Here is a 24,463-nt window from a genome sequence, read left to right on the forward strand (position 1 = left end):
ATTGGGACGTGATCTCTCGTATCGACCTGCGCGGTGACGCCCTCCCCGAGGGCGGCGCCCTGCGCGACCTGCTGCCCCGTGCCGAGTTCGACGTGGAAGCCGCCCTGGAGAAGGTGCGGCCCATCTGCGAGGACGTCCATCATCGTGGCACGGCGGCGCTGATCGAGTACGCGCAGAAGTTCGACGGGGTCGAACTCACGCAGGTCCGGGTACCCGCGCAGGCCCTCACGGACGCCCTGGAGCAGCTGGACCCGGCCGTCCGCGCCGCCCTGGAGGAGTCCATCCGGCGCGCCCGGATCGTGCACCGGGGCCAGCGCCGCTCCGAGCACACCACCCAGGTGGTCCCCGGCGGCACCGTGACCGAGAAGTGGGTTCCGGTCGAGCGCGTCGGCCTGTACGCGCCCGGCGGCCGCTCCGTGTACCCGTCCTCCGTCGTCATGAACGTGGTCCCGGCCCAGGAGGCGGGCGTCGAGTCGATCGCGCTCGCGTCCCCGCCGCAGAAGGAGTTCGGCGGCCTGCCGCACCCGACCATCCTGGCGGCGTGCGCGCTGCTCGGCGTGGACGAGGTGTACGCGGCCGGCGGCGCCGTCGCCGTCGCGATGTTCGCGTACGGCACCGAGGAGTGCCTGCCGGTCAACATGGTGACCGGCCCCGGCAACATCTGGGTCGCCGCCGCCAAGCGCTACTTCACCGGCAGGATCGGCATCGACACCGAGGCCGGCCCCACCGAGATCGCGGTCCTCGCGGACTCCACGGCCGACCCGGTCCACGTCGCCGCCGACCTGATCAGCCAGGCCGAGCACGACCCGCTGGCCGCCGCCGTCCTCGTCACGGACTCCGCGGAGCTCGCGGAAGCCGTCGAGAAGGAGCTGGAGCCGCAGGTCGCCGCGACCAAGCACGTCGAGGACCGGATCAAGCCCGCCCTCGCCGGCAAGCAGTCCGCGATCGTGCTGGTCGACAGCCTGGAGGACGGCCTCAAGGTCGTCGACGCGTACGGCGCCGAGCACCTGGAGATCCAGACCGCCGACGCCGCCGCCTGGGCGGCCCGGGTCCGCAACGCCGGCGCGATCTTCGTCGGCCCCTGGGCGCCGGTCTCCCTCGGCGACTACTGCGCCGGCTCCAACCACGTCCTGCCCACCGGCGGCTGCGCCTGCCACTCCTCCGGCCTGTCCGTGCAGTCCTTCCTGCGCGGCATCCACATCGTCGACTACACGCGCGACGCCCTCGCCGAGGTCACCCACCACGTGGTGACGCTGGCCGAGGCGGAGGACCTGCCCGCGCACGGCGCCGCCCTGAAGGCCCGCTTCGGATGGAAGGTGCCCGGACAGTGACCACCATCGGGATCGACGACCTGCCCATCCGCGACGAGCTCCGCGGCAAGACCCCCTACGGCGCCCCGCAGCTCGACGTCCCCGTCCAGCTGAACACCAACGAGAACCCGTACGAGCTGCCCGAGCCGCTGGTGCGGCGCATCGCCGAGCGCGTCGCCGACGCCGCCCGCACCCTCAACCGCTACCCCGACCGGGACGCGGTCGAGCTGCGCACCGAGCTGGCCGCCTACCTCACCCGTACCGGCAAGCACCCGGTCGCCAAGGAGAACGTCTGGGCCGCCAACGGCTCCAACGAGGTCCTCCAGCAGCTGCTCCAGACCTTCGGCGGCCCGGGGCGCACGGCCATCGGCTTCGAGCCCTCGTACTCGATGCACGCGCTCATCGCGCGCGGCACCGGCACCGGCTGGATCTCCGGCCCCCGCCGCGAGGACTTCACCATCGACGTGGCGGCCGCCGAGCGGGCCATCGCCGAGCACGCCCCCGACGTCGTGTTCATCACCTCGCCCAACAACCCCACGGGCACCGCGGTCGAGGCGGAGACGGTCCTCGCCCTCTACGAGGCCGCCCAGACGGCCAAGCCCTCCCTGGTGGTCGTGGACGAGGCGTACGTGGAGTTCTCCCACCGCGACTCCCTCCTCCCGCTGATCGAGGGCCGCCCCCACCTGGTGGTCTCCCGGACCATGTCCAAGGCCTTCGGCGCCGCGGGCCTGCGCCTGGGCTACCTGGCCGCGCACCCCGCCGTCGTCGACGCCGTGCAGCTCGTACGCCTGCCGTACCACCTGTCCGCCGTCACCCAGGCGACCGCGCTGGCCGCCCTGGAGCACACCGACACCCTGCTCGGCTACGTCGAGCAGCTCAAGGCCGAGCGGGACCGCCTCGTCACCGAGCTGCGGGCCCTCGGCTACGAGGTCACCGAGTCCGACGCGAACTTCATCCAGTTCGGGAAGTTCGAGGACTCCCACACCGCCTGGCAGAAGATCCTCGACCAGGGCGTCCTGGTCCGGGACAACGGCGTACCGGGCCGGCTGCGGGTCACCGCCGGCACGCCGGCCGAGAACGACGCGTTCCTGGAAGCGGTTCGCGCACTGAAGAAGGAGCAGCAGGCATGAGCCGCATCGGACGGGTCGAGCGCACCACGAAGGAGACCTCGGTCCTCGTCGAGATAGACCTCGACGGCACCGGCAAGGTCGACGTCTCGACGGGTGTCGGCTTCTACGACCACATGCTCGACCAGCTCGGCCGCCACGGCCTCTTCGACCTCACGGTCAAGACGGACGGCGACCTGCACATCGACAGCCACCACACCATCGAGGACACCGCCCTCGCGCTGGGCGCCGCCTTCAGGCAGGCCCTCGGCGACAAGGTGGGCATCTACCGCTTCGGCAACTGCACCGTCCCGCTGGACGAGTCCCTCGCCCAGGTGACCGTGGACCTCTCCGGCCGCCCCTACCTCGTGCACACCGAGCCCGAGAACATGGCGCCGATGATCGGCGAGTACGACACGACGATGACCCGGCACATCTTCGAGTCCTTCGTCGCGCAGGCGCAGATCGCCCTGCACATCCACGTCCCGTACGGCCGCAACGCCCACCACATCGTGGAGTGCCAGTTCAAGGCCCTCGCCCGGGCCCTGCGCTACGCCGCGGAGTTCGACCCGCGCGCCGCCGGCATCCTGCCCTCCACGAAGGGCGCCCTCTAGCCGTGAACGGCCTCAACACCGTCCTGATCGTCCTCGGCCTGTTCCTGGCCGGGGGCGTCTACTCCTTCCAGAAGCAGAAGATGCCGAAATCGGTGATCATTCTGCTCGCCCTCGGCTCCGTGATGTGTCTGGCCGCGGGGATCCTGCGAATCCAGGGGATTTGGGAATGAGCGCCAAGAAGAACGTCGTCGTCTTCGACTACGGCTTCGGCAACATCCGTTCCGCCGAGCGCGCCCTCGCGCGCGTCGGCGCGGACGTCGAGATCACCCGCGACTACGACCGGGCCATGGACGCCGACGGGCTCCTCGTGCCCGGCGTCGGCGCCTTCTCCGCCTGCATGAAGGGCCTCAAGGACGCGCGCGGCGACTGGATCATCGGCCGCCGGCTGTCCGGCGGGCGGCCCGTCATGGGCATCTGCGTCGGCATGCAGATCCTCTTCGAGCGCGGCATCGAGCACGGCGTGGAGACCGAGGGCCTCGACGAGTGGCCCGGCACCGTCGGCCCGCTCAAGGCCCCCGTCGTCCCGCACATGGGCTGGAACACCGTCGAGGCACCGGCCGACAGCCAGGCCTTCGCCGGGCTGGACGCCGACGCCCGCTTCTACTTCGTGCACTCCTACGCGGCCCACGACTGGACGCTGGAGGTCACCAACCCCCGGATCAAGGGCCCCAGGGTCACCTGGGCCACGCACGGGGAGCGGTTCGTCGCGGCGGTGGAGAACGGCGCCCTGTGGGCCACCCAGTTCCACCCCGAGAAGTCCGGCGACGCCGGAGCCCAGCTCCTCACCAACTGGATCGAGACCCTCTGATGCCGAACACGCTTGAACTGCTCCCCGCGGTCGACGTCCGCGACGGCCAGGCCGTACGCCTCGTGCACGGCGTGTCGGGCAGCGAGACCTCCTACGGCTCCCCGCTGGAGGCGGCCCTCGCCTGGCAGGCCTCCGGCGCCGAGTGGCTGCACCTCGTCGACCTGGACGCCGCCTTCGGCACCGGCGACAACCGCGCCCTGGTCGCCGAGATCACCCGTGCGATGGACATCAAGGTCGAGCTGTCCGGCGGCATCCGCGACGACGCCACCCTCGCCGCGGCCCTCGCCACCGGCTGCACCCGCGTCAACCTCGGCACCGCCGCCCTGGAGACCCCCGAGTGGGCCGCCAAGGCCATCGCCGAGCACGGCGACAGGATCGCCATCGGCCTCGACGTGCGCGGCACCACCCTCAAGGGCCGCGGCTGGACCAGCGAGGGCGGCGACCTCTACGAGACCCTCGCCCGCCTGGACTCCGAGGGCTGCGCCCGCTACGTCGTCACCGACATCGGCAAGGACGGCACCCTCACCGGCCCCAACCTGGAGCTGCTGAAGAACGTCTGCGCCGCCACCGACCGGCCCGTCGTCGCCTCCGGCGGCGTGTCCTCCCTGGATGACCTGCGCGCGCTGTCCGAGCTGGTGCCGCTGGGCGTCGAGGGCGCGATCGTCGGCAAGGCCCTGTACGCCAAGGCCTTCACCCTGGAAGAGGCCCTGGAGGCGGTGCGCGCATGAGCTCCGCGGAAGTGCGCCGGATCTCCTCCGGCGGCCCCTACGAGGACGTGATCGGCTACTCGCGCGCCGTCGCCCTGCCCAACGGCCTGGTGCTGGTCTCCGGCTGCACCGCGGCCGACGCGGGCGGCCCGTACGACCAGACGGTCAAGGCCTTCGAGGTGGCCTTCAAGGCGCTCGCCGAGGCCGGCCTGGGCGCCGAGGACGTGGTCCGCACCCGGCTGTACCTCACGCACGCCCGGGACGTGGAGGAGGTGGGCCGTGCCCACAAGGCCCTCTTCGACGCCGTCCGCCCCGCCGCCTCCATGATCATCGTCTCCGGCTTCGTCGACCCGAACATGGTCGTCGAGGTGGAGGTCGAGGCGTACAAGGAGCCCGCGCGATGACCCTCGCCGTACGAGTGATCCCCTGCCTGGACGTGGACAACGGCCGGGTCGTCAAGGGGGTCAACTTCCAGAACCTGCGCGACGCCGGCGACCCGGTGGAGATGGCCAAGCTGTACGACGCCGAGGGCGCCGACGAGCTGACCTTCCTCGACATCACCGCCTCCTCCGGCAACCGCGAGACCACCTACGACGTGGTGCGGCGCACCGCCGAGCAGGTGTTCATCCCGCTCACGGTCGGCGGCGGCGTCCGCACCGCCGACGACGTCGACAAGCTGCTGCGGGCCGGCGCCGACAAGGTCGGCGTCAACACCGCCGCCATCGCCCGGCCCGAGCTGATCCAGGAGATCGCCGAGCGCTTCGGCCGCCAGGTCCTCGTCCTGTCGGTCGACGCCCGCCGTACGGAGACCGGCTCCTTCGAGGTCACCACCCACGGCGGCCGCCGGGGCACCGGCATCGACGCCGTCGAGTGGGCGCACCGGGCGGCCGAACTGGGCGCCGGGGAGATCCTGCTGAACTCCATGGACGCCGACGGCACCAAGGACGGCTACGACACCGAGATGATCGCGGCCGTGCGCCGGCACGTCACCGTCCCGGTGATCGCCTCCGGCGGCGCGGGCAGGCTGGAGCACTTCGCGCCCGCCATCGGCGCGGGCGCCGACGCGGTCCTGGCCGCCTCGGTGTTCCACTTCGGCGACCTGCGGATCTCCGAGGTCAAGGGCGCCCTGCGGGAAGCCGGCCACCCGGTCCGCTGAGCCCTGGCCAGTCCCGGCCGCCCCGCTCGGGGCGGCCGGGGGCCGCCGCGGCGGCCCGGAGCCCGGGAGGCTGGGCACGGCCGGGCGGTGCCCGGGGCGCGTCGGCGTGTCAGATGCCCAGCTGGGCGACCGTCAGCTTCGCGACGGCCTCCTTCTCGCCGTCCAGCTCCACCGCGGCCGCGTTCTGCCGGCCGAAGCAGAACAGCGTCAGCTCGCCCGGCTCCCCGGTCACCGTCACCACCGGTACGCCCTTGTGCGCCACCGCCGTGCGCCCGTCCGGGCGGCGCAGCACCAGGCCCACCGGCGAGCGGCGGCCCGTCAGCCGGGCCAGCTTCTCCAGCCGGGACCAGAGCGCGTCCGAGAACACCGGGTCCGGCGTCCGCGGCGACCAGTCCGGCTGCGCGCGCCGCACGTCCTCCGCGTGGACGTAGAACTCCACCGCGTTCGCCGCCTCGTCGATCTGCTTCAACGCGTACACGGACAGCTTCGGCGGGCCGGTGCGGATCAGCTGGATGAGCTCCTCGTACGGCTTGGCCGCGTACTCGGCCATCGCCCGGTCGAGGCGGCCCTTCAGCACGTTCAGCAGCAGCCCGCCCGCCGCGTCGGGGCGGCGCTCGCGCACCACCACGTGCGCCGCCAGGTCCCGGCAGGTCCAGCCGTCGCACAGCGTCGGCGCCTCCGGTCCCGCAGCCTCCAGAAGGTCCGCCAGCAGCAGCCGTTCACGCTTCGCATGGGTAGACATACGGGCCAGCCTACGGCCGCGGCCCGCCGCGCGGCTGCCCACCAGGCGGACGGTGATCCGTAACGGGTCCTTCCGCGCGGCACAATGGGGCCCATGAGTACGACCTCCCTCGACCCCGCCGTCGCAGCCCGCCTCAAGCGCTCCCCGGACGGCCTGGTCCCGGCCATCGCCCAGCAGTACGACACCGGCGAGGTGCTCATGCTCGGCTGGATGGACGACGAGGCCCTGCACCGCACCCTCACCACCGGCCGCTGCACCTACTGGTCCCGCAGCCGGCAGGAGTACTGGGTCAAGGGGGACACCTCCGGCCACTTCCAGCACGTGAAGTCCGTCGCCCTCGACTGCGACGCGGACACCGTGCTCGTCAAGGTCGACCAGGTCGGCGCCGCCTGCCACACGGGCGCCCGCACCTGCTTCGACGACGATGTCCTTTTCGGCGACGGCCGCTAGCCAGTTAGGGTCCCACCCCATGGATCTCGAGACGTTCCGCAAGCTCGCGGCCGACCGCCGTGTCATCCCCGTCAGCCGCAGGCTGCTCGCCGACGGGGACACCCCGGTCGGGCTCTACCGCAAGCTGGCCGCCGAACGCCCCGGCACCTTCCTGCTGGAGTCCGCCGAGAACGGCCGCTCCTGGTCCCGCTACTCCTTCATCGGCGTGCGCAGCGACTCCACCCTCACCGTCAAGGACGGCCAGGCGCACTGGATCGGCACCCCGCCCGTCGGCGTCCCCGTGGACGGTGACCCGCTGGACGCGCTGCGCGCCACCGTCGAGGCCCTGCACACTCCGCGCGACCTCGCGGGCGGCATGCCGCCGTTCACCGGCGGCATGGTCGGCTACCTCGGCTACGACATCGTCCGCCGCATGGAGCGCATCGGCGAGCACGCCGAGGACGACCTGGAGCTCCCCGAGCTGACCATGCTCCTCACCTCCGACCTGGCGGTCCTGGACCACTGGGACGGCACCGTCCAGCTGATCGCCAACGCGATCAACCACAACGACCTGGACTCCGGGGTCGACGAGGCCCACGCCGACGCCGTCGCCCGCCTCGACGCCATGGAGGCCGACCTCGCGCGGCCCGCGCCGTACGCCCCGGCCCCGCTGCCCGCCTCCGAGCTGCCGGAGTTCTCCGCGCTGTGGGGCGGCGAGAAGTACCAGGCGGCCGTGGAGGACGTGAAGGAGCGCATCCGGGCCGGCGAGGCCTTCCAGGTGGTGCCCTCGCAGCGGTTCGAGACCCCCTGCGAGGCGTCCGCGCTGGACGTCTACCGGGTGCTGCGGGCCACCAACCCCTCCCCGTACATGTACCTCTTCCGCTTCGAGAACGGCTTCGACGTGGTCGGGTCCAGCCCCGAGGCGCTGGTCAAGGTCGAGGACGGCCGGGCCATGGTCCACCCGATCGCCGGCACCCGGCACCGGGGCGCGACCCCGCAGGAGGACAACGACCTCGCCGAGGAGCTGCTGGCCGACCCGAAGGAGCGCGCCGAGCACCTCATGCTCGTCGACCTGGGCCGCAACGACCTGGGCCGGGTGTGCGAGCCGGGCTCCGTCGAGGTCGTGGACTTCATGAGCATCGAGCGGTACTCGCACGTCATGCACATCGTCTCCACCGTCACCGGCCGGGTCGCCGAGGGCAGGACGGCGTTCGACGTGCTCACCGCCTGCTTCCCCGCCGGCACCCTCTCCGGCGCGCCCAAGCCGCGCGCCATGCAGATCATCGAGGAGCTGGAGCCCTCCCGGCGCGGCCTGTACGGCGGCTGCGTCGGCTACCTGGACTTCGCGGGGGACTCCGACACGGCCATCGCCATCCGCACCGCGCTGCTGCGCGACGGAACGGCGTACGTGCAGGCCGGGGCGGGCGTGGTCGCGGACTCGGTGCCCGAGCTGGAGGACCGGGAGTGCCGCAACAAGGCCGCCGCCGTGCTCCGCGCGGTCGGAGCGGCGAACCGCCTCCACCGCGGCTGAGGCCGTAGGGGATAGTGGGGTACGTGAGTGCCGTACCCCACCCCCCCAGCGAGGCCGAGGCCCCCGACAGCAGCACCGGCCGCCGCACCGTGGCCGTCGCCCTGCTGCTCGGCGCGCTCGGCGCCACCGTCGTCCTGCTCGCCTCCGGCCGCACCTGGGCCCGGGGCAGCGCCGCCATCGGGGGCGGGACCCTGCCCCTGACCGCGGACGGGCGGGCCGTCACGGGCCTCCCGGCCGCCCTGGCCATCGTCGGCCTCGCCGCCCTGGTCGCGGTGTTCGCCGTACGGGGCCGGGGGCGGCTGCTGGTCTCCGGGCTGCTCGCGCTGAGCGGTCTGGGCGCGGCCCTGGCTGCGGTGGCCGCCGCCGACGACCGGGCCGCCCTGGACGAGCGGGCCGCCACCGCGACCGCCGACACCGCCGCCCGGGTGGGGGAGCTGACCCATACGGCGTGGCCGTACGTCACCGCTTCCGGCGCCGCCCTGATCCTGCTCGCGGGACTGCTCGCGCTGCGCTTCGGCAGCGGCTGGCCCGCGATGGGAGGCCGCTACGAGCGCGACGGGAGCCCCCGCGGGCGCACCCCCGCCCCGGTGGACCCGGACCGGCCGGAGGACCTGTGGAAGGCGCTGGACCGCGGCGAGGACCCCACCCGCTAGCCGGGGCCGCGGGAGACCGCCACCCACTGGAGAAACCGGCGGCGGCGTGCGGGACAATGACAGCGAGCGTGCGGCACCGCACGCGAGACAGAGCAACGAGGAGCAACTCATGGCGGGCACGAGCCACGGACACACCCCGGCCGCCTGGACCGGTGTCATCATCGCCTTCATCGGTTTCTGCGTCTCCGGCGCCTTCATGGTGCTGGCGAACCCGCTCGGGTTCTGGGCCGGCATGGTCGTCGTCGCGCTCGGCGGTGTCGTCGGCCTGGCGATGCGCGCCGCCGGCATGGGCGCGCCGAAGGCCGCCCACCGCGACCTCGCCGAGGTCATCGCCGCCAACCGGGTTCCCGCCAAGGTCTGAGCGCGATCCCGCGGGTCTGCCGGTCCGCTGTTCGAAAGGCGCGGCCCCGTCGGGCTGCGCCTTTTGCCATGAGCGGTGAGAATCAGCGGGTGGACGCCCCTCGTACCGACGCCCCGCACGCCCCGCACGCGGGCCCCTGGGGGCCGCCGCCGTCCGGCGGGGCGCCCGTACGGGTCCCCCGGGCCCGGCGGGCGGCCGCGCCCGTGCTGACCCTGGCCGGGGCCGTGGCGGCCTTCGCGTACGTGGGCGCCGTGGACCCGAACGAACCGGGCCACTATCCGGTCTGCCCGCTGTTCCGGCTCACGGGGGTGCTGTGCCCCGGGTGCGGCGGGCTGCGCAGCGCCCACGCCTTCGCCACCGGCGACCTGCCGGCCGCGCTGGGCGCCAACGCCGTGGCGGTGGCCGGCTACCTCGTCTTCGCCGCCTTCACGGCCCTGTGGCTGCTGAGCGCCCTCCGCGGGCGGCCGGCCCCCCGGATCGCGCTGCGGCCGGCCTGGTGGTGGGGCATCGGGGCCGTGGTGCTCGCGTTCTCGATTGTCCGGAACCTCCCGTTCGGTTCCGTGCTGGCCCCCTGAACCCGGCGGAGGCCTTGGGGGAACTACGGGAGGGCCATATTCCGAGTGTCCAGTCCCTGGGAAACCGAGAACTCCGTGCGGAGGCCTCGGCGACCTGCGGATACCATTTGAGTGCTGACCTTGCAGTGGAACGTGTCTGCAAGGCGGCCGACCGTCATCGACCCGGAAGGGGGCCGCTCGCGTGAGTGTGCTCGACGAGATCATCGAAGGGGTCCGCGAAGACCTTGCCGAACGGCAGGCCCGCGTGAGCCTCGACGAGCTCAAGGAGCGTGCCGCCAAGGCGCCCCGGGCCAAGGACGGCGTCGCCGCCCTGCGTGGCGACGGCGTCAAGGTGATCTGCGAGGTCAAGCGCTCCAGCCCCTCCAAGGGCGCGCTGGCCGCGATCGCGGATCCGGCCGGGCTCGCCGCCGATTACGAGGCCGGTGGCGCGGCGGTCATCTCCGTCCTCACCGAGCAGCGCCGCTTCGGCGGCTCGCTCGCCGACCTGGAGGCCGTCCGCGCACGCGTGGACATCCCGATCCTGCGCAAGGACTTCATCGTCACGGCGTACCAGCTGTGGGAGGCCCGCGCCTACGGCGCCGACCTCGTGCTGCTGATCGTCGCGGCCCTGGAGCAGGAGGCCCTGGTCTCCCTCATCGAGCGGGCCGAGTCCATCGGCCTCACCCCGCTCGTCGAGGTGCACGACGAGGAGGAGATCGAGCGTGCCGTCGCCGCCGGCGCCAAGATCATCGGCGTCAACGCGCGCAACCTGAAGGACCTCAAGGTCGACCGCTCCACCTTCGAGCGCGTCGTCGGAGAGATCCCGCCCCACATCGTGAAGGTCGCCGAGTCCGGCATCCGCGGACCCCACGACCTGATCGCCTACGCCAACGAGGGCGCCGACGCGGTCCTCGTCGGCGAGTCCCTGGTCACCGGCCGCGACCCGAAGGCGGCCGTGGCCGACCTCGTCGCCGCCGGCGCCCACCCCGCCCTGCGTCACGGGCGGAGCTGACCCGTCCATGCCTCCCGCCTCCTCCACCGTCCGCACCCGGCCGGGCCACGGCCCGGCCGCCGTGCCGACGGCACACGCGCCGCTGGCGCGCGGCTGCCGCCCCCGCGGCTGTCGCGCCCCGGCCCGCCGCGTGCACGGCAGGCGGGTGCGCTACGTGATCGGGTCCGAGCCCGGACAGGTCAACGGCATGCGATGGCGCGGCGCGGCCGCGTCGTGACGGAGGCCCTCCCGGCCCGGTATCCCTGAGGTACCGGGGACGGGCGGCCCCGCACGGCCCCGCCCCCCGTGGGGGTGCGGGCCGTCCCCTCCGCATCCCCTCCCACCCCCTCAGCGGGGTGCGCGGGCGGCGGACCGGCGGCGCAATACGGTGCATCCAGCCCGCGTCGAGCGAAGCCTCGCATTCCGTACCCGTAGGAGTAGTGGCACATGTCCACCAGCTCGTTCTTCATCCCGGACCCGGAGGGTCACGTCCCCAACACCGAGGGCTACTTCGGTGACTTCGGCGGCAAGTTCATCCCGGAGGCCCTCGTCGCCGCCGTGGACGAGGTCGCCGTCGAGTACGAGAAGGCCAAGGGCGACCCGGCCTTCGCCGCCGAGCTCAACGACCTCATGGTCAACTACACCGGCCGGCCCAGCGCCCTGACCGAGGTGCCCCGGTTCGCCGAGCACGCCGGCGGCGCCCGGATCTTCCTCAAGCGCGAGGACCTCAACCACACCGGCTCGCACAAGATCAACAACGTGCTGGGCCAGGCGCTGCTCACCAAGCGCATGGGCAAGACCCGCGTCATCGCCGAGACCGGCGCCGGCCAGCACGGCGTGGCCACCGCCACCGCCTGCGCCCTCTTCGGCCTCGACTGCACCATCTACATGGGCGAGATCGACACCCAGCGCCAGGCCCTCAACGTGGCCCGCATGCGCATGCTCGGCGCCGAGGTCATCGCCGTGAAGTCCGGCTCCCGGACCCTCAAGGACGCCATCAACGAGGCGTTCCGCGACTGGGTCGCCAACGTGGACCAGACCCACTACCTCTTCGGCACCGTCGCCGGCCCCCACCCCTTCCCGGCGATGGTCCGCGACTTCCACCGCGTCATCGGCGTCGAGGCCCGCCGCCAGATCATCGAGCGCGCCGGCCGGCTCCCCGACGCCGTCGCCGCCTGCGTCGGCGGCGGCTCCAACGCCATCGGCCTCTTCCACGCCTTCATCCCCGACGCCGACGTCCGCCTGGTCGGCTTCGAGCCCGCCGGACACGGCGTCGAGACCGGCGAGCACGCCGCCACCCTCACCGCGGGCGAGCCCGGCATCCTGCACGGCTCCCGCAGCTACGTCCTCCAGGACGAGGAGGGCCAGATCACCGAGCCCTACTCCATCTCCGCCGGCCTCGACTACCCGGGCATCGGCCCCGAGCACTCCTACCTCAAGGACACCGGCCGCGGCGAGTACCGCGCGGTCACCGACGACGCCGCCATGCAGGCCCTGCGCCTGCTGTCGCGCACCGAGGGCATCATCCCGGCCATCGAGTCGGCGCACGCCCTCGCGGGCGCCCTCGACCTGGGCAAGGAGCTGGGCAAGGACGGCCTCATCGTCGTCAACCTGTCCGGCCGCGGCGACAAGGACATGGACACGGCCGCCCGCTACTTCGGGCTGTACGACGGCACGGAGACCGAGGGGGAGCACAAGTGAGCAACCAGGGCAACATCGAACTGCTGAGCGCGACCCTCGCCAAGGCCAAGTCCGAGGACCGGGCGGCCCTCGTCGCCTACCTCCCGGCCGGCTTCCCGACCGTCGACGGCGGCATCGAGGCCGTCAAGGCGATCGTCGAGGGCGGCGCCGACATCGTCGAGATCGGCCTGCCGCACAGCGACCCGGTCCTGGACGGCGCCGTCATCCAGACCGCCGACGACATCGCCCTGCGCGGCGGCGTCAAGATCGCCGACGTGCTGCGCACCGTCCGCGAGGCCTTCGAGGCCACCGGGGTCCCGATCCTCGTCATGACGTACTGGAACCCCATCGACCGCTACGGCGTCGAGCGGTTCACCGCCGAGCTGGCCGCCGCCGGCGGCGCCGGCTGCATCCTGCCCGACCTGCCGGTCCAGGAGTCCGCGCTGTGGCGGGAGCACGCCGCCGAGCACGGTCTGGCGACCGTCTTCGTCGTGGCCCCCAGCAGCAAGGACGAGCGCCTGGCGACCATCACCGCCGCCGGCTCCGGCTTCGTCTACGCCGCCTCCCTCATGGGCGTCACCGGCACCCGCGAGTCCGTCGGCAACGAGGCCCAGGAGCTGGTGCGCCGCACCCGCACCACCACCGACCTCCCGGTCTGCGTGGGCCTGGGCGTCTCCAACGCCGTACAGGCCAAGCAGGTCGCCGGCTTCGCCGACGGGGTGATCGTCGGCTCCGCCTTCGTGAAGCTCCTCCTGGACGCCCCGGACCTGCCGGCCGGCCTGTCGGCCGTGCGGGCACTGGCGGGCGAGCTTGCGGAAGGCGTACGCAGGTCCTGACCCAGACGGGCCCAGGACGAGGTTCTGTAGCCCGATCGGGTGGATTCGGCAGCGGGGAGGCACGCGAGTGCCTCCCCGCTTCGTTTGGCCGAACGTGAGCGAGAAGAACGACGGTGCGAACCGCGATGCGACGAAACGATCGGCCCGGGAGCGACTCCAGCAGGAGCGCGAGCGGCAGAAGAGCCGGGACAAGCGCCGGAGGACCTTCCTGGTCGCCGGAACCGTCGTCGGCGTGCTCGGCCTGGCCGCCGTCGTCGGCGTGATCGCGGCCAACACCGGCAAGGGCGACAAGTCCGCCAAGGCCGGCCCGGTGGCCGCGCCCTCCGGAGCCACCGGCAAGGACGCGCTCGCCATCCAGACCGGCAAGGACGAGGCCAAGTCCACCCTCACGGTGTGGGAGGACTTCCGCTGCCCCGCCTGCAAGGCCTTCGAGGACAACTACCGCACCACCATCCACGACCTGGAGGCCAAGGGGCTGCTCAAGGTCGAGTACCACCTGGTCACCCTGATCGACGGGAACATGGGCGGCACCGGCTCCCTGAAGGGGGCGAACGCCGCCGCCTGCGCCCAGGACGCCGGCAAGTTCTCCCCGTACCACGACGTCCTCTTCCAGAACCAGCCGCCGGAGACCGACGACGCCTACGGCAAGAACGCCAAGCTGCTGGAGCTGGCCGGCAAGGTCGACGGGCTGGACACCCCCGCCTTCCGCTCCTGCGTGCAGGACGGCACCCACAACAGCTGGGTGGGCAAGTCGCACGAGGCCTTCCGCGACGGGAAGTTCCGCGGCACCCCCACCGTGCTGCTCGACGGCAAGGACATCTTCTCCGACCAGGCGAACCCGCTGACCCCGCAGAAGCTGAAGGAGAAGGTCGAGGGCACCGCCGGCAAGACCGCCCCGTCACCGTCGGCGTCCCCCTCCGCCTCCGCGTCCGGAAGCAGCGGCTCCAAGACCGGCTCCAAGACCTCCACGGTCACCGGCTCCCGCTCCGCATCCGGTTCCGCAACCGGTTCCGGATCCGGTTCCGGATCGGGTTCCGGTTCCGGCTCCCGGGCGGGGGCGGGCACGGGGTCGGGAGGCTGACCCGGGCGGCCCCGCCATGTGTGGTTTTGGTTTCAGCTTGCCGGGCGGGTTGCGGTCCGTACCGCCCGGCAGGGTAGCGTCAGGTCTGCCATGGACCTTGCTTACATCCCCAGCCCGTCGACCGGCGTGATCCATCTCGGACCGATCCCGCTGCGCGGCTACGCGTTCTGCATCATCATCGGCGTCTTCGTCGCCGTCTGGCTCGGCAACAAGCGGTGGATCGCGCGCGGCGGAAAGCCGGGCACGGTCGCGGACATCGCCGTGTGGGCGGTGCCCTTCGGCCTGGTCGGCGGTCGCCTCTACCACGTGATCACCGACTACCAGCTCTACTTCGGCGAGGGCCGGGACTGGGTCGACGCCTTCAAGATCTGGGAGGGCGGCCTCGGCATCTGGGGCGCGATCGCGCTCGGCGCGGTCGGCGCCTGGATCGGCTGCCGCCTGCGCGGCATCCCGCTGCCCGCCTGGGCCGACGCGCTCGCCCCGGGCATCGCCGTCGCCCAGGCCTTCGGACGCTGGGGCAACTGGTTCAACCAGGAGCTGTACGGCCGCGCGACCGACCTGCCGTGGGCGCTGAAGATCAGCGACGGCCCGAACCGGGTCGCCGGCACCTACCACCCGACGTTCCTCTACGAGTCCCTGTGGTGCCTGGGCGTCGCCGCCCTGGTCATCTGGGCCGACCGGCGCTTCAAGCTGGGACACGGGCGGGCGTTCGCCCTGTACGTGGCGGCCTACTGCTCCGGGCGCGTGTGGATCGAGTACATGCGCGTCGACGAGGCGCACCACATCCTGGGCCTGCGGCTGAACGTGTGGACCGCGATCGTGGTCTTCGTGCTCGCGGTGGTGTACTTCGTGCTCTCGGCGAAGCTGCGGCCGGGGCGGGAGACGGTGGTCGAGCCGGTCGCCTCCGGCGGTTCGGGCTCGGGTGAGCCCGCTGCGGCCGGGGCCGAGGCCGACGCGAAGGCCGTCCCGGCGGGTGCGGAGGCCGACCCGAAGGCCGTCCCGGCCGACGCGAAGGCCGTCGAGGCCGAGACCCCCGACGCCGGAGCGAAGCCGGCCACCAGCCTCACCAAGGCCGCCGAGGCCGACAAGAGCTGACCTACCGGGTCGTACCGGAGGGGGCGCCGCGCGACTCGCGGCGCCCCCTCCGGCGTACCCGGCCGGCGCCGGTGCCGATCGCCGCTGCGCGGGGCTGGATCCCCTACCCGCCCTTCGCCCGTTCCCCGGGCTCTGCCCGGACCCGCGCCTCAAACGCCGGCGGGGCTGAAGGGGCTCGTGGCTGCGCCCCCGGACTCCCGCGCCGCAAGCGCCGGCGGGGCTGGAAGTGGCCGGCGGGGCTGGATTTCGCGCAGCGGAATTCCAGCCCGCGCGGCGTTTGAGCGCACCGGGCGCGGAGCGGCCGGTATCGGGGTCCGGGGCGCAGCCCCGGCACTCCAGCCCCGCCGGCGTTTGAGGCGCGGGGTCAGGGGCGGAGCCCCTGGGAACGGGCGAAGGGCGGGTAGGGGACCCAGCCCCGCGCAGCGGCCCCCCACCCGCACCCGACCCACCGGCCCCGGCCACGGAACCCGGCCCCGCCCCGCGGCCCGACGGACGGAGTCCGGCGCGGCGGCGCGAAGCCGGGGAGGCCCCCGGGGCCGAGTCGTGCGAGCGGCGCGTCAGGAAGGGGCGCGGCGGGACAAGGTCAGGGTGCGGTGCGCGGCCGCGACGACGGCCGGGTCGACGAAGCGGCCGTCCGGGAGGGCGAGCGCCCCCGGCATGGCGCGGGCGGCCGTGACGATCTCCTCGGCGGCGGTGACCTCCTCCGGCCCCGGGAGGAAGGCCCGCTCGATCACCGGCAGCTGCCGCGGGTGGATCGCCGCACGCCCGAGGAAGCCCAGCGCCCGGCCCCGCGCGCAGGAGGCGGCCAGGGCCTCCAGGTCCCGGATGTCCGGGAAGACCGACTGCGCCGGCGGTGCCAGCCCGGCGGCGCGGGCCGCCACGACGACCCTGGAACGCGGCCAGTCCAGCCCGCTCTCCGCGCAGACGCCGAGGTCCGCGCACAAGTCCGCCTCGCCCAGCGTCAGCCCCTGCAGGGACGGGTGGGCGCGCGCGATCTCGTACGCCCTCTCCACCCCCAGCGCGGACTCCAGCAGCGCGTACAGCGCCACCCCTCCGGTGCGGTCCGCGACCCGGGTGATCTGTTCCGGCGCGTCGACCTTGGGCAGCCGCAGGCCCGCGAGGCCGTGCAGCTGGGCCAGTGCGGTGAGGTCGGCGCCCGACCAGGGGGAGCCGAGGGCGTTGACGCGGACGTGGACCGGGACCGGCGGCCGTTCGCCCAGCAGTTCGGCGGTGGCCGCGCGGGCGTACTCCTTGCGCGAGACCGACACCGAGTCCTCCAGGTCGACGATGACGGCGTCGGCCCCGCTGCGCAGGGCCTTCGCCACCACCTCCGGGCGGTCCCCGGGCGCGTAGAGCCAGGTCAGGATCACAGGGCACCTCCGGTACGGAGAGCGGCGATCTCGGGCCCGGTCAGGCCGAGCTCGGTCAGGACGGATTCGGTGTCCGCGCCGTGCGGCCGGCCGGCCCAGCGGATCCCGCCGGGCGTCCCGGACAGCCGGAAGAGGACGTTCTGCATGCGGAGCGGGCCGAGTTCGGGGTCCTCGACCTCCGTGACCGTGTCGAGGGCGGCGAACTGCGGATCGGCCATCACGTCCCGGACGTCGTAGACCAGGGCGACGGCGGCCTCGGCCTCCTCGAAGGCCGCGACCACCTCCTCGGCCTTGTGCCGGGCGATCCAGCCGCCGACCGCCCCGTCGATGACCTCCGCGTGCGCGGCCCGCCCGGAGCCGGTCGCGAACCAGGGCTCGGTGGTCAGCTCGGCCCGGCCGACGAGCCGCAGCACGCGCTCCGCGATCGACTGGGCCGAGGCGGACACCGCCAGCCAGCGGCCGTCCGCGCTGCGGTAGGTGTTGCGGGGGGCGTTGTTGGCGGAGCGGTTGCCGGTGCGGGGCTGGACGTAGCCGAGCTGGTCGTACCAGAGCGGGTGCGGGCCCAGCACGGTCAGGATCGGCTCGATGATCGCCAGGTCGACGACCTGGCCCCGACCGGTCCGGTCCCGCCCGGCGAGCGCGGTCATCACCGCGTACGCGCAGGTCAGCGCTGCGATGGAGTCGGCGAGGCCGAAGGGCGGGAGGGTCGGGGGGCCGTCGGGCTCACCGGTGATCGCCGCGAAGCCGCTCATCGCCTCGGCGAGGGTGCCGAAGCCGGGCCGGCGGGCGTACGGGCCCTGCTGGCCGAAGGCCGTGACGCGGGCCAGGACGAGCCGCGGGTTGGCGGCCGACAGCTCGGGCCAGCCCAGCCCCCACCGCTCCAGGGTGCCGGGGCGGAAGTTCTCGACGACCACGTCGGCGGTGGCGGCCAGCCGCAGCAGGGTGTCCCGGCCGGCGGGCACGGACAGGTCGAGGGTCATCGTCCGCTTGTTCCGCCCGAGCAGCTTCCACCACAGCCCGACCCCGTCCTTGGCGGGGCCGTGCCCCCGGGAGGGGTCGGGCCGGTGCGGGTGCTCGACCTTGACCACCTCGGCGCCGAAGTCCCCGAGCAGGGTGGCGGCCAGCGGCCCGGCGAACAGGGTGGCCAGGTCGAGTACGCGCAGCCCCGCCAGCGGGCCGGCCGGGGGCGCGTCGGCGGGCGCGTCGGCGTGGGGCGCGTCGGCGGGCGCGTCCGAGGGGGTCATGACTCCGCCCCGGCCGCGGCCCCCGCCGCCCGGTCCACTTCGGCGCGGGCCGGCATCGAGTCCTGCGCCCCCGGCCGCTGGACGGACAGCGACGCCGCCACCGACGCCCAGGCCAGAGCCCCCGGCATGGCGCGCCCCTCCCCGAGCGCCACCGCGAGCGCCCCGACGAAGGTGTCCCCGGCGGCGGTGGTGTCCACCGCCCGCACCCGCGGGGCCGTCACCGTCAGCGGCTCGCGCCCCCGGGCCGCGTACAGGCAGCCGGCCGCGCCCAGGGTGACCACCACCTCCGGCACCTCCCGCAACAGCGCCTCCGCGGCCCGGTGCGGGTCGGTGAGGCCGGTGAGGGCGGCGGCCTCGTGCTCGTTGGGGACCAGCAGGTCGGTGGCGGCGAGCAGCCCGGCCGGCAGGGGCTGCGCGGGGGCCGGGGTGAGGACCGTGCGGACGCCGTGCGCGCGGGCGGCCCGCGCCCCGGCGAGGACGGCCTCCAGGGGGAGTTCCAGCTGGAGCAGCAGGCAGTCGGCGGCGCCGATCCGCGACGCGTCGCCCGCCTCCAGGCCGGTGACGCGGGCGTTGGCGCCCGGGATGACGATGATGCTGTTGCCGCCCTCGTCGTCGACGGTGATGTGGGCGGTGCCGCTCGCGCCCTCGACGGTGCGCAGCGCGGCGGTCTCGACCCCGGCCGACGCGAGAGCGGCCCGCAGCCGTACGCCGAACTCGTCCGTCCCGACCGCGCCGATCATCACCACCTCCCCGCCGAGGCGGGCGGCGGCCACCGCCTGGTTGGCGCCCTTGCCGCCGGGGGCCGTGCGGAACTCCCGGCCGGTGACGGTCTCCCCGAGGCGGGGGGCCTTGGGCACGTAGGCGACGAGGTCCATGTTGGTACTGCCGAGCACGGCGATGGCCGTCATGAGCGGGTTGCCTCCTGGGTGGTGAGCCGGGCGGTGAGCTGGGCGAGGGTGTCGAAGCCGGTGCCGTCGAAGCCCGCGACGGTGGTGGCGAGGCGGTTCTTCAGCGGTGCGGTCCAGCGCTCCGGGATCCGGTCGGGGGATCCGGCCAGGAGCCCGGCGACCGAGCCGGCGGTGGCGCCGTTGGAGTCGGTGTCCCAGCCGCCGGACACCGCGAGGCAGACGGAACGGGTGAAGTCCCCGTCGGCGTGGGTGAGGGCGGCGGCGATCAGGGCGGTGTTGGGGACGGCGTGCACCCAGTGGTAGTGGCCGTAGCGGACGTGCAGCCGGTCCACGACCCGGTCGAAGCAGGCCTCCTCGCGGGCGGCGCGGATCCCGTGCCGGACCGCCTCGGCGAGGCGCGAGCCGGGCGGTACGACGGCCAGCCCGGCCCGCAGCGCGCCGTGCACGTCGGCCCGGCCGCCGGCGGCCTCGGCTACGGCCGCGGCGGCGAACAGGGCGGCGTGCACCCCGCCCGCGGTGTGCGTGAGGGTGGCGTCCCGCCAGGCCTGTTCGGCGGCGGCGGCCGGGTCGCCGGGGTTGGTCCAGCCGTGGACGTCGGCGCGGATGAGGGCGCCGATCCACTCGCGGAAGGGGTTGTGGTGGGTGGCGGTGTGCGGGGGCTCCAGGCCCTGGAGGAGGTTGCGGTAGGCGACGCGTTCGGCGGTGAAGGTGCGGCCGGCGGGGAGCTCGTCGAGCCAGAGCCGGGCGAGGTCGGCGGTGGCGAAGCCCTTGCCGTGCCGCTGGAGCAGCAGCAGGCCGAGGAGGGGGTGGTTCAGGTCGTCGTCCTCGGGCGCGCCGTCGATGTTCTCGGCGAGGGAGGTGGGGGCGGAGCGGCGGTTCCACGGGTGGGCGGCCAGCAGCTCCGCGGGGACGCCGCGGGCGGTGAACCAGTCGTCCAGCGGCCAGTTCCCGGCGGCGCGGGCGAGGGCGCGGATGCCGTCGAGGGGGAGCTTCTCGACGGGTTTGCCGAGTACGCAGCCGACGGCCCGGCCGACCCAGGCGGCCTCCAGCCTGCGGCGCAGCGCGGGATCCACCGGGGCGGCCGGGCCGGGCGGGAGGGGTGCGGGCCAGGTGGCACGGATGGCCGGCCAGTCGGTGGGCTCCGCGGCGGCGGTGGGGACGGGAAGCTCCGCGAGGCCGTCCAGCAGGCGGACGGCGAGCGCACGCAGCTCCGGCGCGGCGGGGGCGGGGGAGGCCCCGGCCCGGGCGGGGGCCTCCTGCCCGCCCGCCGCGAGCCAGGCGGAGCGGGCCGGCCCGGGGTCGCGCCCGTCCTCGGCGGCCTGGCGCAGCTCATGGCCGACCAGGTCCTCGGGCTGCACCCAGGTCAGCCGCACGGCACCGCCGGCGCCGCACGCGGCGGCTGCGCCGGCCGGGGCTGTGGGGGCGGGGTCTGCCGTGGCGGGGCTGGTTTGGGCCGGGGGTGTTGTGGCGGGGCCTGCCGTGACCGGGTTCGGGCTGGCGGGGGCTGTGGTGGTGGGGCCTGCTGTGGTTGGGCCCGTGTCGGCCGGGGCTGTGGGGGTCGGGTCTGCTGGGGGTGGGTGCGGTGTGGCCGGGGGGTTGCCGGCGCAGGGGGCCGTCACCGGGGGGAGGCGATGGCGTCGAAGGCGGCCTCGTGGGCGCGCCGGCGGGTCCGGTCCCGGTCGAAGACCTCCCGGGCCACGGCGGCCAGCTCGGCGGCCGGGGCGTGCAGGTCGAGCCGGCTGGCCTCCGCGACCTGCTTGGCCCAGGCGGCGGGCACGGCGGACTCCCCGCCGAGGGCGCCGGCGAGGGCCCCGGCCATGGTGGCGATGGAGTCGCAGTCGCGGCCGTAGTTGACGGCGCCGAGCACGGAGGCCTCGTACCGGCCGTCCGCGACGAGCAGCATGCCGAGGGCGATCGGCAGTTCCTCGATGGAGTGCAGCCGCGAGGGGCGGCGGGCGCCGAGGGAGGGCGCCCGGTAGTCCGGCCCGACCGAGTCGTACGGGGCCACGGCCGCCCGCAGCGGCGCGAGCGCGGACTCGAAGTCCCGGTGCCGCAGAGCGACTTCGCGTACGGCGGCGATGGCGTCGCGGGTGCCGTCCTTGGCGAGGGCGAGCGCGGTGTCCACCACCGTCGCGGCCGTCGCGCCCGGGGCGCAGGCCGCCGAGACCGCCGCGGCGAACACGCCGGCCGCCTCCCGCCCGTACGAGGACTGGTGCGCGCCCGCGACGTCCAGCGCCTCGGCGTAGGCGGCGGCCGGGTTGCCCGCGTTGACCAGGCCGACCGGCGCCATGTACATCGCCGCGCCGCAGTTGACGATGTTCCCGGTGCCGGCCTCGCGGGGGTCGGCGTGCGCGTAGTGCAGCCGGGTCACGATCCACTTCTCGGCGAGGAAGATCCGCTGGAGGGGCAGTGCCTCGGCCTCCAGCTCGGGGATCCAGCGGGGGGTGCCCATCAGGTCCGGCACGAGGTGCTCGGCGACGGCGTAGGCGTCCAGGTGGTCGCGTACGGCCGTGTAGACGCGCACCAGGGCGTGCGTCATGAGGGTGTCGTCGGTGACGTGCCCGTCGCCCTTGTGGTAGGGCGCGATGGGCCGGGCGGTGCGCCAGTCCGCGTACCAGGGGCCGACGATGCCGTGTACGCGGCCGCCGTGCCGCTCGGCGATCTGCTCCGGGGACCAGCCCTCCACCGGCCCGCCGAGGGCGTCACCGACGGCGGCGCCGACGAGGGCGCCCGAGAACCGGTCCTCCAGTGTGAGGCTCATGCCCGAATCATCCCTTCCGTGAGGTGAGTTCCGTACGCGAGAGCAGTGCGGCGAGTTCGACGAGGTCGGTTCCGGCCAGCCGGGGGAGGGCGCAGCCGGAGAGGGTGCGGCAGGCGTCGCGCCAGGCGGCGGGGAGGGAGTCGCCGCCGCCGAGGGCGCCGGTGAGGGCGCCCGCGAGGGCGGGGGCGGAGTCGGCGACGCGGGAGAGGCAGGCCGCGGCCGGGACGGCCTCGCAGGTCCTGCCGCCGGCGGCGGTGGCGAGGGCGAGGGCGACGGGGACGGTCTCGGCGGCGGCGATGCCGTAGCTGTAGACGTGGTCGACGATCTGGTGTTCCAGGAGGGGGACGAGCGCGAAGGCGCCGCCGGTCTCCGCGCGGGCGAGTTTGACGGCGTGCCGGGCGTTGCGGCCGATCTCGGTGGGGGCGGGCAGCTGCGCGAGCGCGGCGTCGACGGCGGTGTCGGTGTCCGCGCCGGCGAGGGCGGCGGCGACGGCGGCCGCCATGGCGCGGGCGCCGTGGACGCCGTCGCCGTCCTGGGTGTAGCGGGCGTCGAACTCGGCGAGGTCCGCGGCGGCTTGCGGGTCGCCGGGGTGCACGACGGCGAGGACGCAGGCGCGGACGCAGGCGGCGTCGTCGAAGTAGTGCGGGTTGTCGTGGCCGGTGGCGGGCGGGCGCAGGCCGGCGGCGAGGTTGCCGAGGCCGGCGCGTACGGAGATCCGGGCGCGCATCGGCAGGACGGCGGACTCGACCTCGGGGGCCCGTTCGGCGGCGGCGGCGACCTCGCTGGCGAGGGCGTTCCAGGCGAGGTCGATGGCGGCGCGCATGCGGCGGGACCGGGAGAGGTCGCTGAGCAGGGCACCCGCGGCGGTGAGTACGGATTCGGCGGCGAAGGCGGCCCATTCGGCGTCGTCGGAGGGGCCGAGGCGCAGGGGTTCGGGGGGCTGGTTGAGGGCGATGGGGACGGGGAGGGTGGTGGTGGCGTTCTGCTCGGCGAAGGTGTCGAGCTCGCGGGTGAGGCGGCGGGTCCACTCGGGCATCCGGCTGGCGCGGTGCCGGGCGGCGGGCCACCCGGCGGCGTCGCCGGCGGCGAGCCCGAGGAGCAACCCCTCGATCCGCCGGCCCGCCTCCGGCGGGGTGGCGGTGGCCTCCGGCGGCGGGGCGGGGGCACGCGGTGCCGGGGCGGCGGCCTCCGGGGCGGTCGCGGGGGTACGCGGCCCCGTGGGCGGGGTCCGGCCGGGGGCGGTTCCCCCCACCCCGCCCCTTCCCGGAACCGGGACCGGTTCGGTGAGGACAGCCGGGCCCGGTTCGGCCCCGTCGGCCGGGGCCGGGGCGGGGGCGGCTGCGGGGACAGCCGGGGTCGGGGCGGCGGCTCCGGCGGGGGACTCCGCTTCCGGGGCCGGGTCGGTGAGGGTGGTGGGCTGGGTCATCGGGCGGGCTCGGTTTCCGGGGTGAGGAGGTCCGCGATGTCCAGGACGTGGTAGCCGCGCATCGAGGGGAGGCAGCTGCCGCGGACCGGGCCGATGGCCGAGGCCCAGGCGGCGGGGATGGCGGGGGCGCCGGACAGGGCGCCGGCCAGGGCGCCCGCCACCGCCGCGGTGGTGTCGGCGTCCCGGCCCATGTTCACCGCGGTGAGGACCGAGCCCGGGAAGTCGCCCGCGCAGGCGGCGAACGCGCCGAAGGCCAGTCCCACCGCCTCCGGGGCCAGGTCCGTCCACGGGTAGCCGCCGATGACCACCGCCGACCGCACCGCCCGCTCCCCGCGCGGGGCCGCGGTCACCGCACGGCGCAGCGAGCGGGCCGTCCAGGAGTCGGACGGGATGACGGACAGGGCCGCCGAGACCACCGAGGCGGGGGAGCCGCCCGCCATGGCGGCCGCGACGCCGGCGGCGACGGCCTGCCCGCCGTAGATGCCCTCGCCGTCGTGGCTGACCGTTCCGTCGATCGCGACCAGCCGGGCCGCCTCCGCCGGGCGGCCCGCCGCGAACACCCCGAAGGGCGCCGCCCGCATGGCCAGGCCGTCCGACCAGGCGTGCCGGTGCTGGGCGGAGATCGGCGCCGCCAGGCCCCGGCGGAGGTTCTCCAGGGTGCCGCGCTCGGAGAAGCCCGCGCCGCGGAAGGGGCCCTCGTCCAGGTCCGCGATCCAGTGGTGCCAGGCCCGTTCGACGTGCGCGACGGTCAGGGCGGAGCCGTGCCGGGCCAGCAGCAGGCCCGAGAAGATCGCGTACTCCGTGTCGTCCGTGCCCGCTGGGTCGTCCGAGACGAAGCCCTCGATCCGGCCCCACTTCGCGCGGATCTCCGACGGCTTCATGTTCTCCGCGGGGGCGCCCAGCGCGTCACCCACCGCGAGGCCGAGAAGCGCTCCCCTGGCCCGTTCGAGGAGGACCTGCGGATTGCATGCAATCAGCTCCATGGCGCGCCTCTCCACTTGGTGGGGGACTCATCATGAGCCCTTGGGGGATTTGTGCCACGGCATGAGGTTTGTCGGTCGCCGCGAAACGCGCCCCGCCCGCCCCCGTCACCCGGTCGC

At 74.6% G+C, this 24,463-nt stretch carries 27 protein-coding genes; 19 read left to right on the top strand and 8 right to left on the bottom strand.

All coding sequences use genetic code 11. The annotated features are described in order from the left end of the window. Positions 1-8 precede the first annotated feature (8 nt). From hisD to hisF, 8 genes are read left to right on the top strand one after another with little or no spacing between them, the layout of a single operon-like run. On the top strand, positions 9-1,331 hold the full coding sequence (gene hisD / locus ABD973_RS23865) for a histidinol dehydrogenase (RefSeq protein WP_125820848.1): 1,323 nt from the start codon (positions 9-11) through the stop codon (positions 1,329-1,331). Beyond that, on the top strand, positions 1,328-2,440 hold the full coding sequence (locus tag ABD973_RS23870) for a histidinol-phosphate transaminase (protein WP_345502002.1): 1,113 nt from the start codon (positions 1,328-1,330) through the stop codon (positions 2,438-2,440). Before hisD ends, ABD973_RS23870 begins: the two co-directional genes overlap by 4 nt. Beyond that, positions 2,437-3,030: an imidazoleglycerol-phosphate dehydratase HisB gene (gene hisB, locus ABD973_RS23875; protein WP_125594533.1), complete on the top strand. Its 594-nt coding sequence runs from the start codon at positions 2,437-2,439 to the stop codon at positions 3,028-3,030. The genes ABD973_RS23870 and hisB overlap by 4 nt, the downstream gene beginning before the upstream one ends. Before the next feature lie 2 nt (positions 3,031-3,032). Beyond that, positions 3,033-3,200 (top strand): hypothetical protein, encoded by a 168-nt coding sequence (locus tag ABD973_RS23880; RefSeq protein WP_345502005.1) that lies wholly within the window; start codon positions 3,033-3,035, stop codon positions 3,198-3,200. After that, complete coding sequence (gene hisH / locus ABD973_RS23885; protein WP_125594532.1) at positions 3,197-3,838, top strand: imidazole glycerol phosphate synthase subunit HisH; 642 nt, start codon at positions 3,197-3,199, stop codon at positions 3,836-3,838. The genes ABD973_RS23880 and hisH overlap by 4 nt, the downstream gene beginning before the upstream one ends. Then, positions 3,838-4,566 (top strand): bifunctional 1-(5-phosphoribosyl)-5-((5-phosphoribosylamino)methylideneamino)imidazole-4-carboxamide isomerase/phosphoribosylanthranilate isomerase PriA, encoded by a 729-nt coding sequence (gene priA / locus ABD973_RS23890; protein ID WP_125594531.1) that lies wholly within the window; start codon positions 3,838-3,840, stop codon positions 4,564-4,566. Before hisH ends, priA begins: the two co-directional genes overlap by 1 nt. Further along, on the top strand, positions 4,563-4,949 hold the full coding sequence (locus ABD973_RS23895; protein ID WP_125594530.1) for a RidA family protein: 387 nt from the start codon (positions 4,563-4,565) through the stop codon (positions 4,947-4,949). Before priA ends, ABD973_RS23895 begins: the two co-directional genes overlap by 4 nt. Continuing rightward, positions 4,946-5,701: an imidazole glycerol phosphate synthase subunit HisF gene (gene hisF, locus ABD973_RS23900; protein WP_125594529.1), complete on the top strand. Its 756-nt coding sequence runs from the start codon at positions 4,946-4,948 to the stop codon at positions 5,699-5,701. The genes ABD973_RS23895 and hisF overlap by 4 nt, the downstream gene beginning before the upstream one ends. 109 nt (positions 5,702-5,810) lie before the next feature. On the opposite strand, the gene ABD973_RS23905 is transcribed toward hisF, so the two are convergent. After that, complete coding sequence (locus ABD973_RS23905; RefSeq protein ID WP_125594528.1) at positions 5,811-6,443, bottom strand: TIGR03085 family metal-binding protein; 633 nt, start codon at positions 6,441-6,443, stop codon at positions 5,811-5,813. A gap of 84 nt (positions 6,444-6,527) precedes the next feature. Between ABD973_RS23905 and hisI the strand changes: the two genes are divergently transcribed. The 11 genes from hisI (at position 6,528) to lgt (ending at position 15,654) form a co-directional block, all read left to right on the top strand. Then, complete coding sequence (gene hisI / locus ABD973_RS23910) at positions 6,528-6,893, top strand: phosphoribosyl-AMP cyclohydrolase (protein ID WP_125594527.1); 366 nt, start codon at positions 6,528-6,530, stop codon at positions 6,891-6,893. Positions 6,894-6,912: 19 nt separating this feature from the next. After that, positions 6,913-8,403, top strand: coding sequence for an anthranilate synthase component I (locus tag ABD973_RS23915; protein ID WP_345502010.1), 1,491 nt, complete (start codon positions 6,913-6,915; stop codon positions 8,401-8,403). A 14-nt stretch (positions 8,404-8,417) separates the two neighbouring features. Then, positions 8,418-9,056, top strand: a complete 639-nt coding sequence (locus ABD973_RS23920; protein ID WP_125594525.1) for a TIGR02234 family membrane protein — start codon at positions 8,418-8,420, stop codon at positions 9,054-9,056. A gap of 109 nt (positions 9,057-9,165) precedes the next feature. Next, positions 9,166-9,417, top strand: coding sequence for an HGxxPAAW family protein (locus tag ABD973_RS23925; protein WP_007263567.1), 252 nt, complete (start codon positions 9,166-9,168; stop codon positions 9,415-9,417). A gap of 68 nt (positions 9,418-9,485) precedes the next feature. Continuing rightward, positions 9,486-9,992: a DUF2752 domain-containing protein gene (locus ABD973_RS23930; protein WP_125820844.1), complete on the top strand. Its 507-nt coding sequence runs from the start codon at positions 9,486-9,488 to the stop codon at positions 9,990-9,992. A 181-nt stretch (positions 9,993-10,173) separates the two neighbouring features. Then, positions 10,174-10,983, top strand: coding sequence for an indole-3-glycerol phosphate synthase TrpC (gene trpC / locus ABD973_RS23935; RefSeq protein WP_125594523.1), 810 nt, complete (start codon positions 10,174-10,176; stop codon positions 10,981-10,983). 7 nt (positions 10,984-10,990) lie between these two features. Continuing rightward, complete coding sequence (gene trpM, locus ABD973_RS23940) at positions 10,991-11,200, top strand: tryptophan biosynthesis modulator TrpM (RefSeq protein ID WP_125594522.1); 210 nt, start codon at positions 10,991-10,993, stop codon at positions 11,198-11,200. Between the two features lie 209 nt (positions 11,201-11,409). Beyond that, positions 11,410-12,663: a tryptophan synthase subunit beta gene (gene trpB, locus ABD973_RS23945; RefSeq protein ID WP_125603217.1), complete on the top strand. Its 1,254-nt coding sequence runs from the start codon at positions 11,410-11,412 to the stop codon at positions 12,661-12,663. After that, positions 12,660-13,478, top strand: coding sequence for a tryptophan synthase subunit alpha (trpA, locus tag ABD973_RS23950; protein ID WP_125603218.1), 819 nt, complete (start codon positions 12,660-12,662; stop codon positions 13,476-13,478). The genes trpB and trpA overlap by 4 nt, the downstream gene beginning before the upstream one ends. Positions 13,479-13,572: 94 nt before the next feature. Continuing rightward, positions 13,573-14,559 carry a DsbA family protein gene (locus tag ABD973_RS23955; protein WP_345502015.1) on the top strand — a complete coding sequence of 329 codons (987 nt, stop codon included), beginning with the start codon at positions 13,573-13,575 and terminating at the stop codon, positions 14,557-14,559. A gap of 90 nt (positions 14,560-14,649) precedes the next feature. Next, positions 14,650-15,654, top strand: a complete 1,005-nt coding sequence (gene lgt / locus ABD973_RS23960) for a prolipoprotein diacylglyceryl transferase (protein WP_125820842.1) — start codon at positions 14,650-14,652, stop codon at positions 15,652-15,654. Between the two features lie 557 nt (positions 15,655-16,211). On the opposite strand, the gene ABD973_RS23965 is transcribed toward lgt, so the two are convergent. The 7 genes from ABD973_RS23965 to ABD973_RS23995 all read right to left on the bottom strand — a co-directional run bounded on the left by ABD973_RS23965 (position 16,212) and on the right by ABD973_RS23995 (position 24,346). Beyond that, positions 16,212-17,024: an HpcH/HpaI aldolase/citrate lyase family protein gene (locus ABD973_RS23965; RefSeq protein WP_125820841.1), complete on the bottom strand. Its 813-nt coding sequence runs from the start codon at positions 17,022-17,024 to the stop codon at positions 16,212-16,214. Continuing rightward, positions 17,021-18,268, bottom strand: a complete 1,248-nt coding sequence (locus ABD973_RS23970; protein ID WP_345502019.1) for a CaiB/BaiF CoA transferase family protein — start codon at positions 18,266-18,268, stop codon at positions 17,021-17,023. The genes ABD973_RS23965 and ABD973_RS23970 overlap by 4 nt, the downstream gene beginning before the upstream one ends. Then, the gene (rbsK, locus tag ABD973_RS23975) at positions 18,265-19,176 is read right to left on the bottom strand and encodes a ribokinase (protein WP_345502021.1); all 912 of its coding nucleotides are present in this window, start codon (positions 19,174-19,176) and stop codon (positions 18,265-18,267) included. The genes ABD973_RS23970 and rbsK overlap by 4 nt, the downstream gene beginning before the upstream one ends. Beyond that, a complete protein-coding gene (locus tag ABD973_RS23980) occupies positions 19,173-20,549 on the bottom strand; it encodes an ADP-ribosylglycohydrolase family protein (protein WP_345502023.1) in 1,377 nt (458 codons plus the stop codon). Before ABD973_RS23980 ends, rbsK begins: the two co-directional genes overlap by 4 nt. Positions 20,550-20,791: 242 nt before the next feature. After that, the gene (locus tag ABD973_RS23985) at positions 20,792-21,937 is read right to left on the bottom strand and encodes an ADP-ribosylglycohydrolase family protein (protein WP_345502025.1); all 1,146 of its coding nucleotides are present in this window, start codon (positions 21,935-21,937) and stop codon (positions 20,792-20,794) included. A gap of 7 nt (positions 21,938-21,944) precedes the next feature. Then, complete coding sequence (locus ABD973_RS23990; protein ID WP_345502027.1) at positions 21,945-23,363, bottom strand: ADP-ribosylglycohydrolase family protein; 1,419 nt, start codon at positions 23,361-23,363, stop codon at positions 21,945-21,947. Then, on the bottom strand, positions 23,360-24,346 hold the full coding sequence (locus ABD973_RS23995) for an ADP-ribosylglycohydrolase family protein (protein ID WP_125600092.1): 987 nt from the start codon (positions 24,344-24,346) through the stop codon (positions 23,360-23,362). The genes ABD973_RS23990 and ABD973_RS23995 overlap by 4 nt, the downstream gene beginning before the upstream one ends. Positions 24,347-24,463: the final 117 nt, after the last annotated feature.

It is taken from the genome of Streptomyces racemochromogenes (assembly GCF_039535215.1).
Lineage (GTDB): Bacteria > Actinomycetota > Actinomycetes > Streptomycetales > Streptomycetaceae > Streptomyces > Streptomyces racemochromogenes.

What these genes read in the sequence shown, in the direction of transcription:
- ABD973_RS23970 (WP_345502019.1), bottom strand. Translation starts at nt 18,268, where the DNA reads ATGACCCCCTCGGACGCGCCCGCCGACGCGCCCCACGCCGACGCGCCC.
- ABD973_RS23895 (WP_125594530.1), top strand. Translation starts at nt 4,563, where the DNA reads ATGAGCTCCGCGGAAGTGCGCCGGATCTCCTCCGGCGGCCCCTACGAG.
- ABD973_RS23905 (WP_125594528.1), bottom strand. Translation starts at nt 6,443, where the DNA reads ATGTCTACCCATGCGAAGCGTGAACGGCTGCTGCTGGCGGACCTTCTG.
- ABD973_RS23990 (WP_345502027.1), bottom strand. Translation starts at nt 23,363, where the DNA reads ATGACCCAGCCCACCACCCTCACCGACCCGGCCCCGGAAGCGGAGTCC.
- hisH (WP_125594532.1), top strand. Translation starts at nt 3,197, where the DNA reads ATGAGCGCCAAGAAGAACGTCGTCGTCTTCGACTACGGCTTCGGCAAC.
- hisB (WP_125594533.1), top strand. Translation starts at nt 2,437, where the DNA reads ATGAGCCGCATCGGACGGGTCGAGCGCACCACGAAGGAGACCTCGGTC.
- priA (WP_125594531.1), top strand. Translation starts at nt 3,838, where the DNA reads ATGCCGAACACGCTTGAACTGCTCCCCGCGGTCGACGTCCGCGACGGC.
- hisI (WP_125594527.1), top strand. Translation starts at nt 6,528, where the DNA reads ATGGGGCCCATGAGTACGACCTCCCTCGACCCCGCCGTCGCAGCCCGC.
- ABD973_RS23925 (WP_007263567.1), top strand. Translation starts at nt 9,166, where the DNA reads ATGGCGGGCACGAGCCACGGACACACCCCGGCCGCCTGGACCGGTGTC.
- ABD973_RS23930 (WP_125820844.1), top strand. Translation starts at nt 9,486, where the DNA reads ATGAGCGGTGAGAATCAGCGGGTGGACGCCCCTCGTACCGACGCCCCG.
- ABD973_RS23915 (WP_345502010.1), top strand. Translation starts at nt 6,913, where the DNA reads ATGGATCTCGAGACGTTCCGCAAGCTCGCGGCCGACCGCCGTGTCATC.
- trpM (WP_125594522.1), top strand. Translation starts at nt 10,991, where the DNA reads ATGCCTCCCGCCTCCTCCACCGTCCGCACCCGGCCGGGCCACGGCCCG.
- trpB (WP_125603217.1), top strand. Translation starts at nt 11,410, where the DNA reads ATGTCCACCAGCTCGTTCTTCATCCCGGACCCGGAGGGTCACGTCCCC.
- lgt (WP_125820842.1), top strand. Translation starts at nt 14,650, where the DNA reads ATGGACCTTGCTTACATCCCCAGCCCGTCGACCGGCGTGATCCATCTC.
- hisF (WP_125594529.1), top strand. Translation starts at nt 4,946, where the DNA reads ATGACCCTCGCCGTACGAGTGATCCCCTGCCTGGACGTGGACAACGGC.
- ABD973_RS23985 (WP_345502025.1), bottom strand. Translation starts at nt 21,937, where the DNA reads ATGAGCCTCACACTGGAGGACCGGTTCTCGGGCGCCCTCGTCGGCGCC.
- ABD973_RS23995 (WP_125600092.1), bottom strand. Translation starts at nt 24,346, where the DNA reads ATGGAGCTGATTGCATGCAATCCGCAGGTCCTCCTCGAACGGGCCAGG.
- rbsK (WP_345502021.1), bottom strand. Translation starts at nt 19,176, where the DNA reads ATGACGGCCATCGCCGTGCTCGGCAGTACCAACATGGACCTCGTCGCC.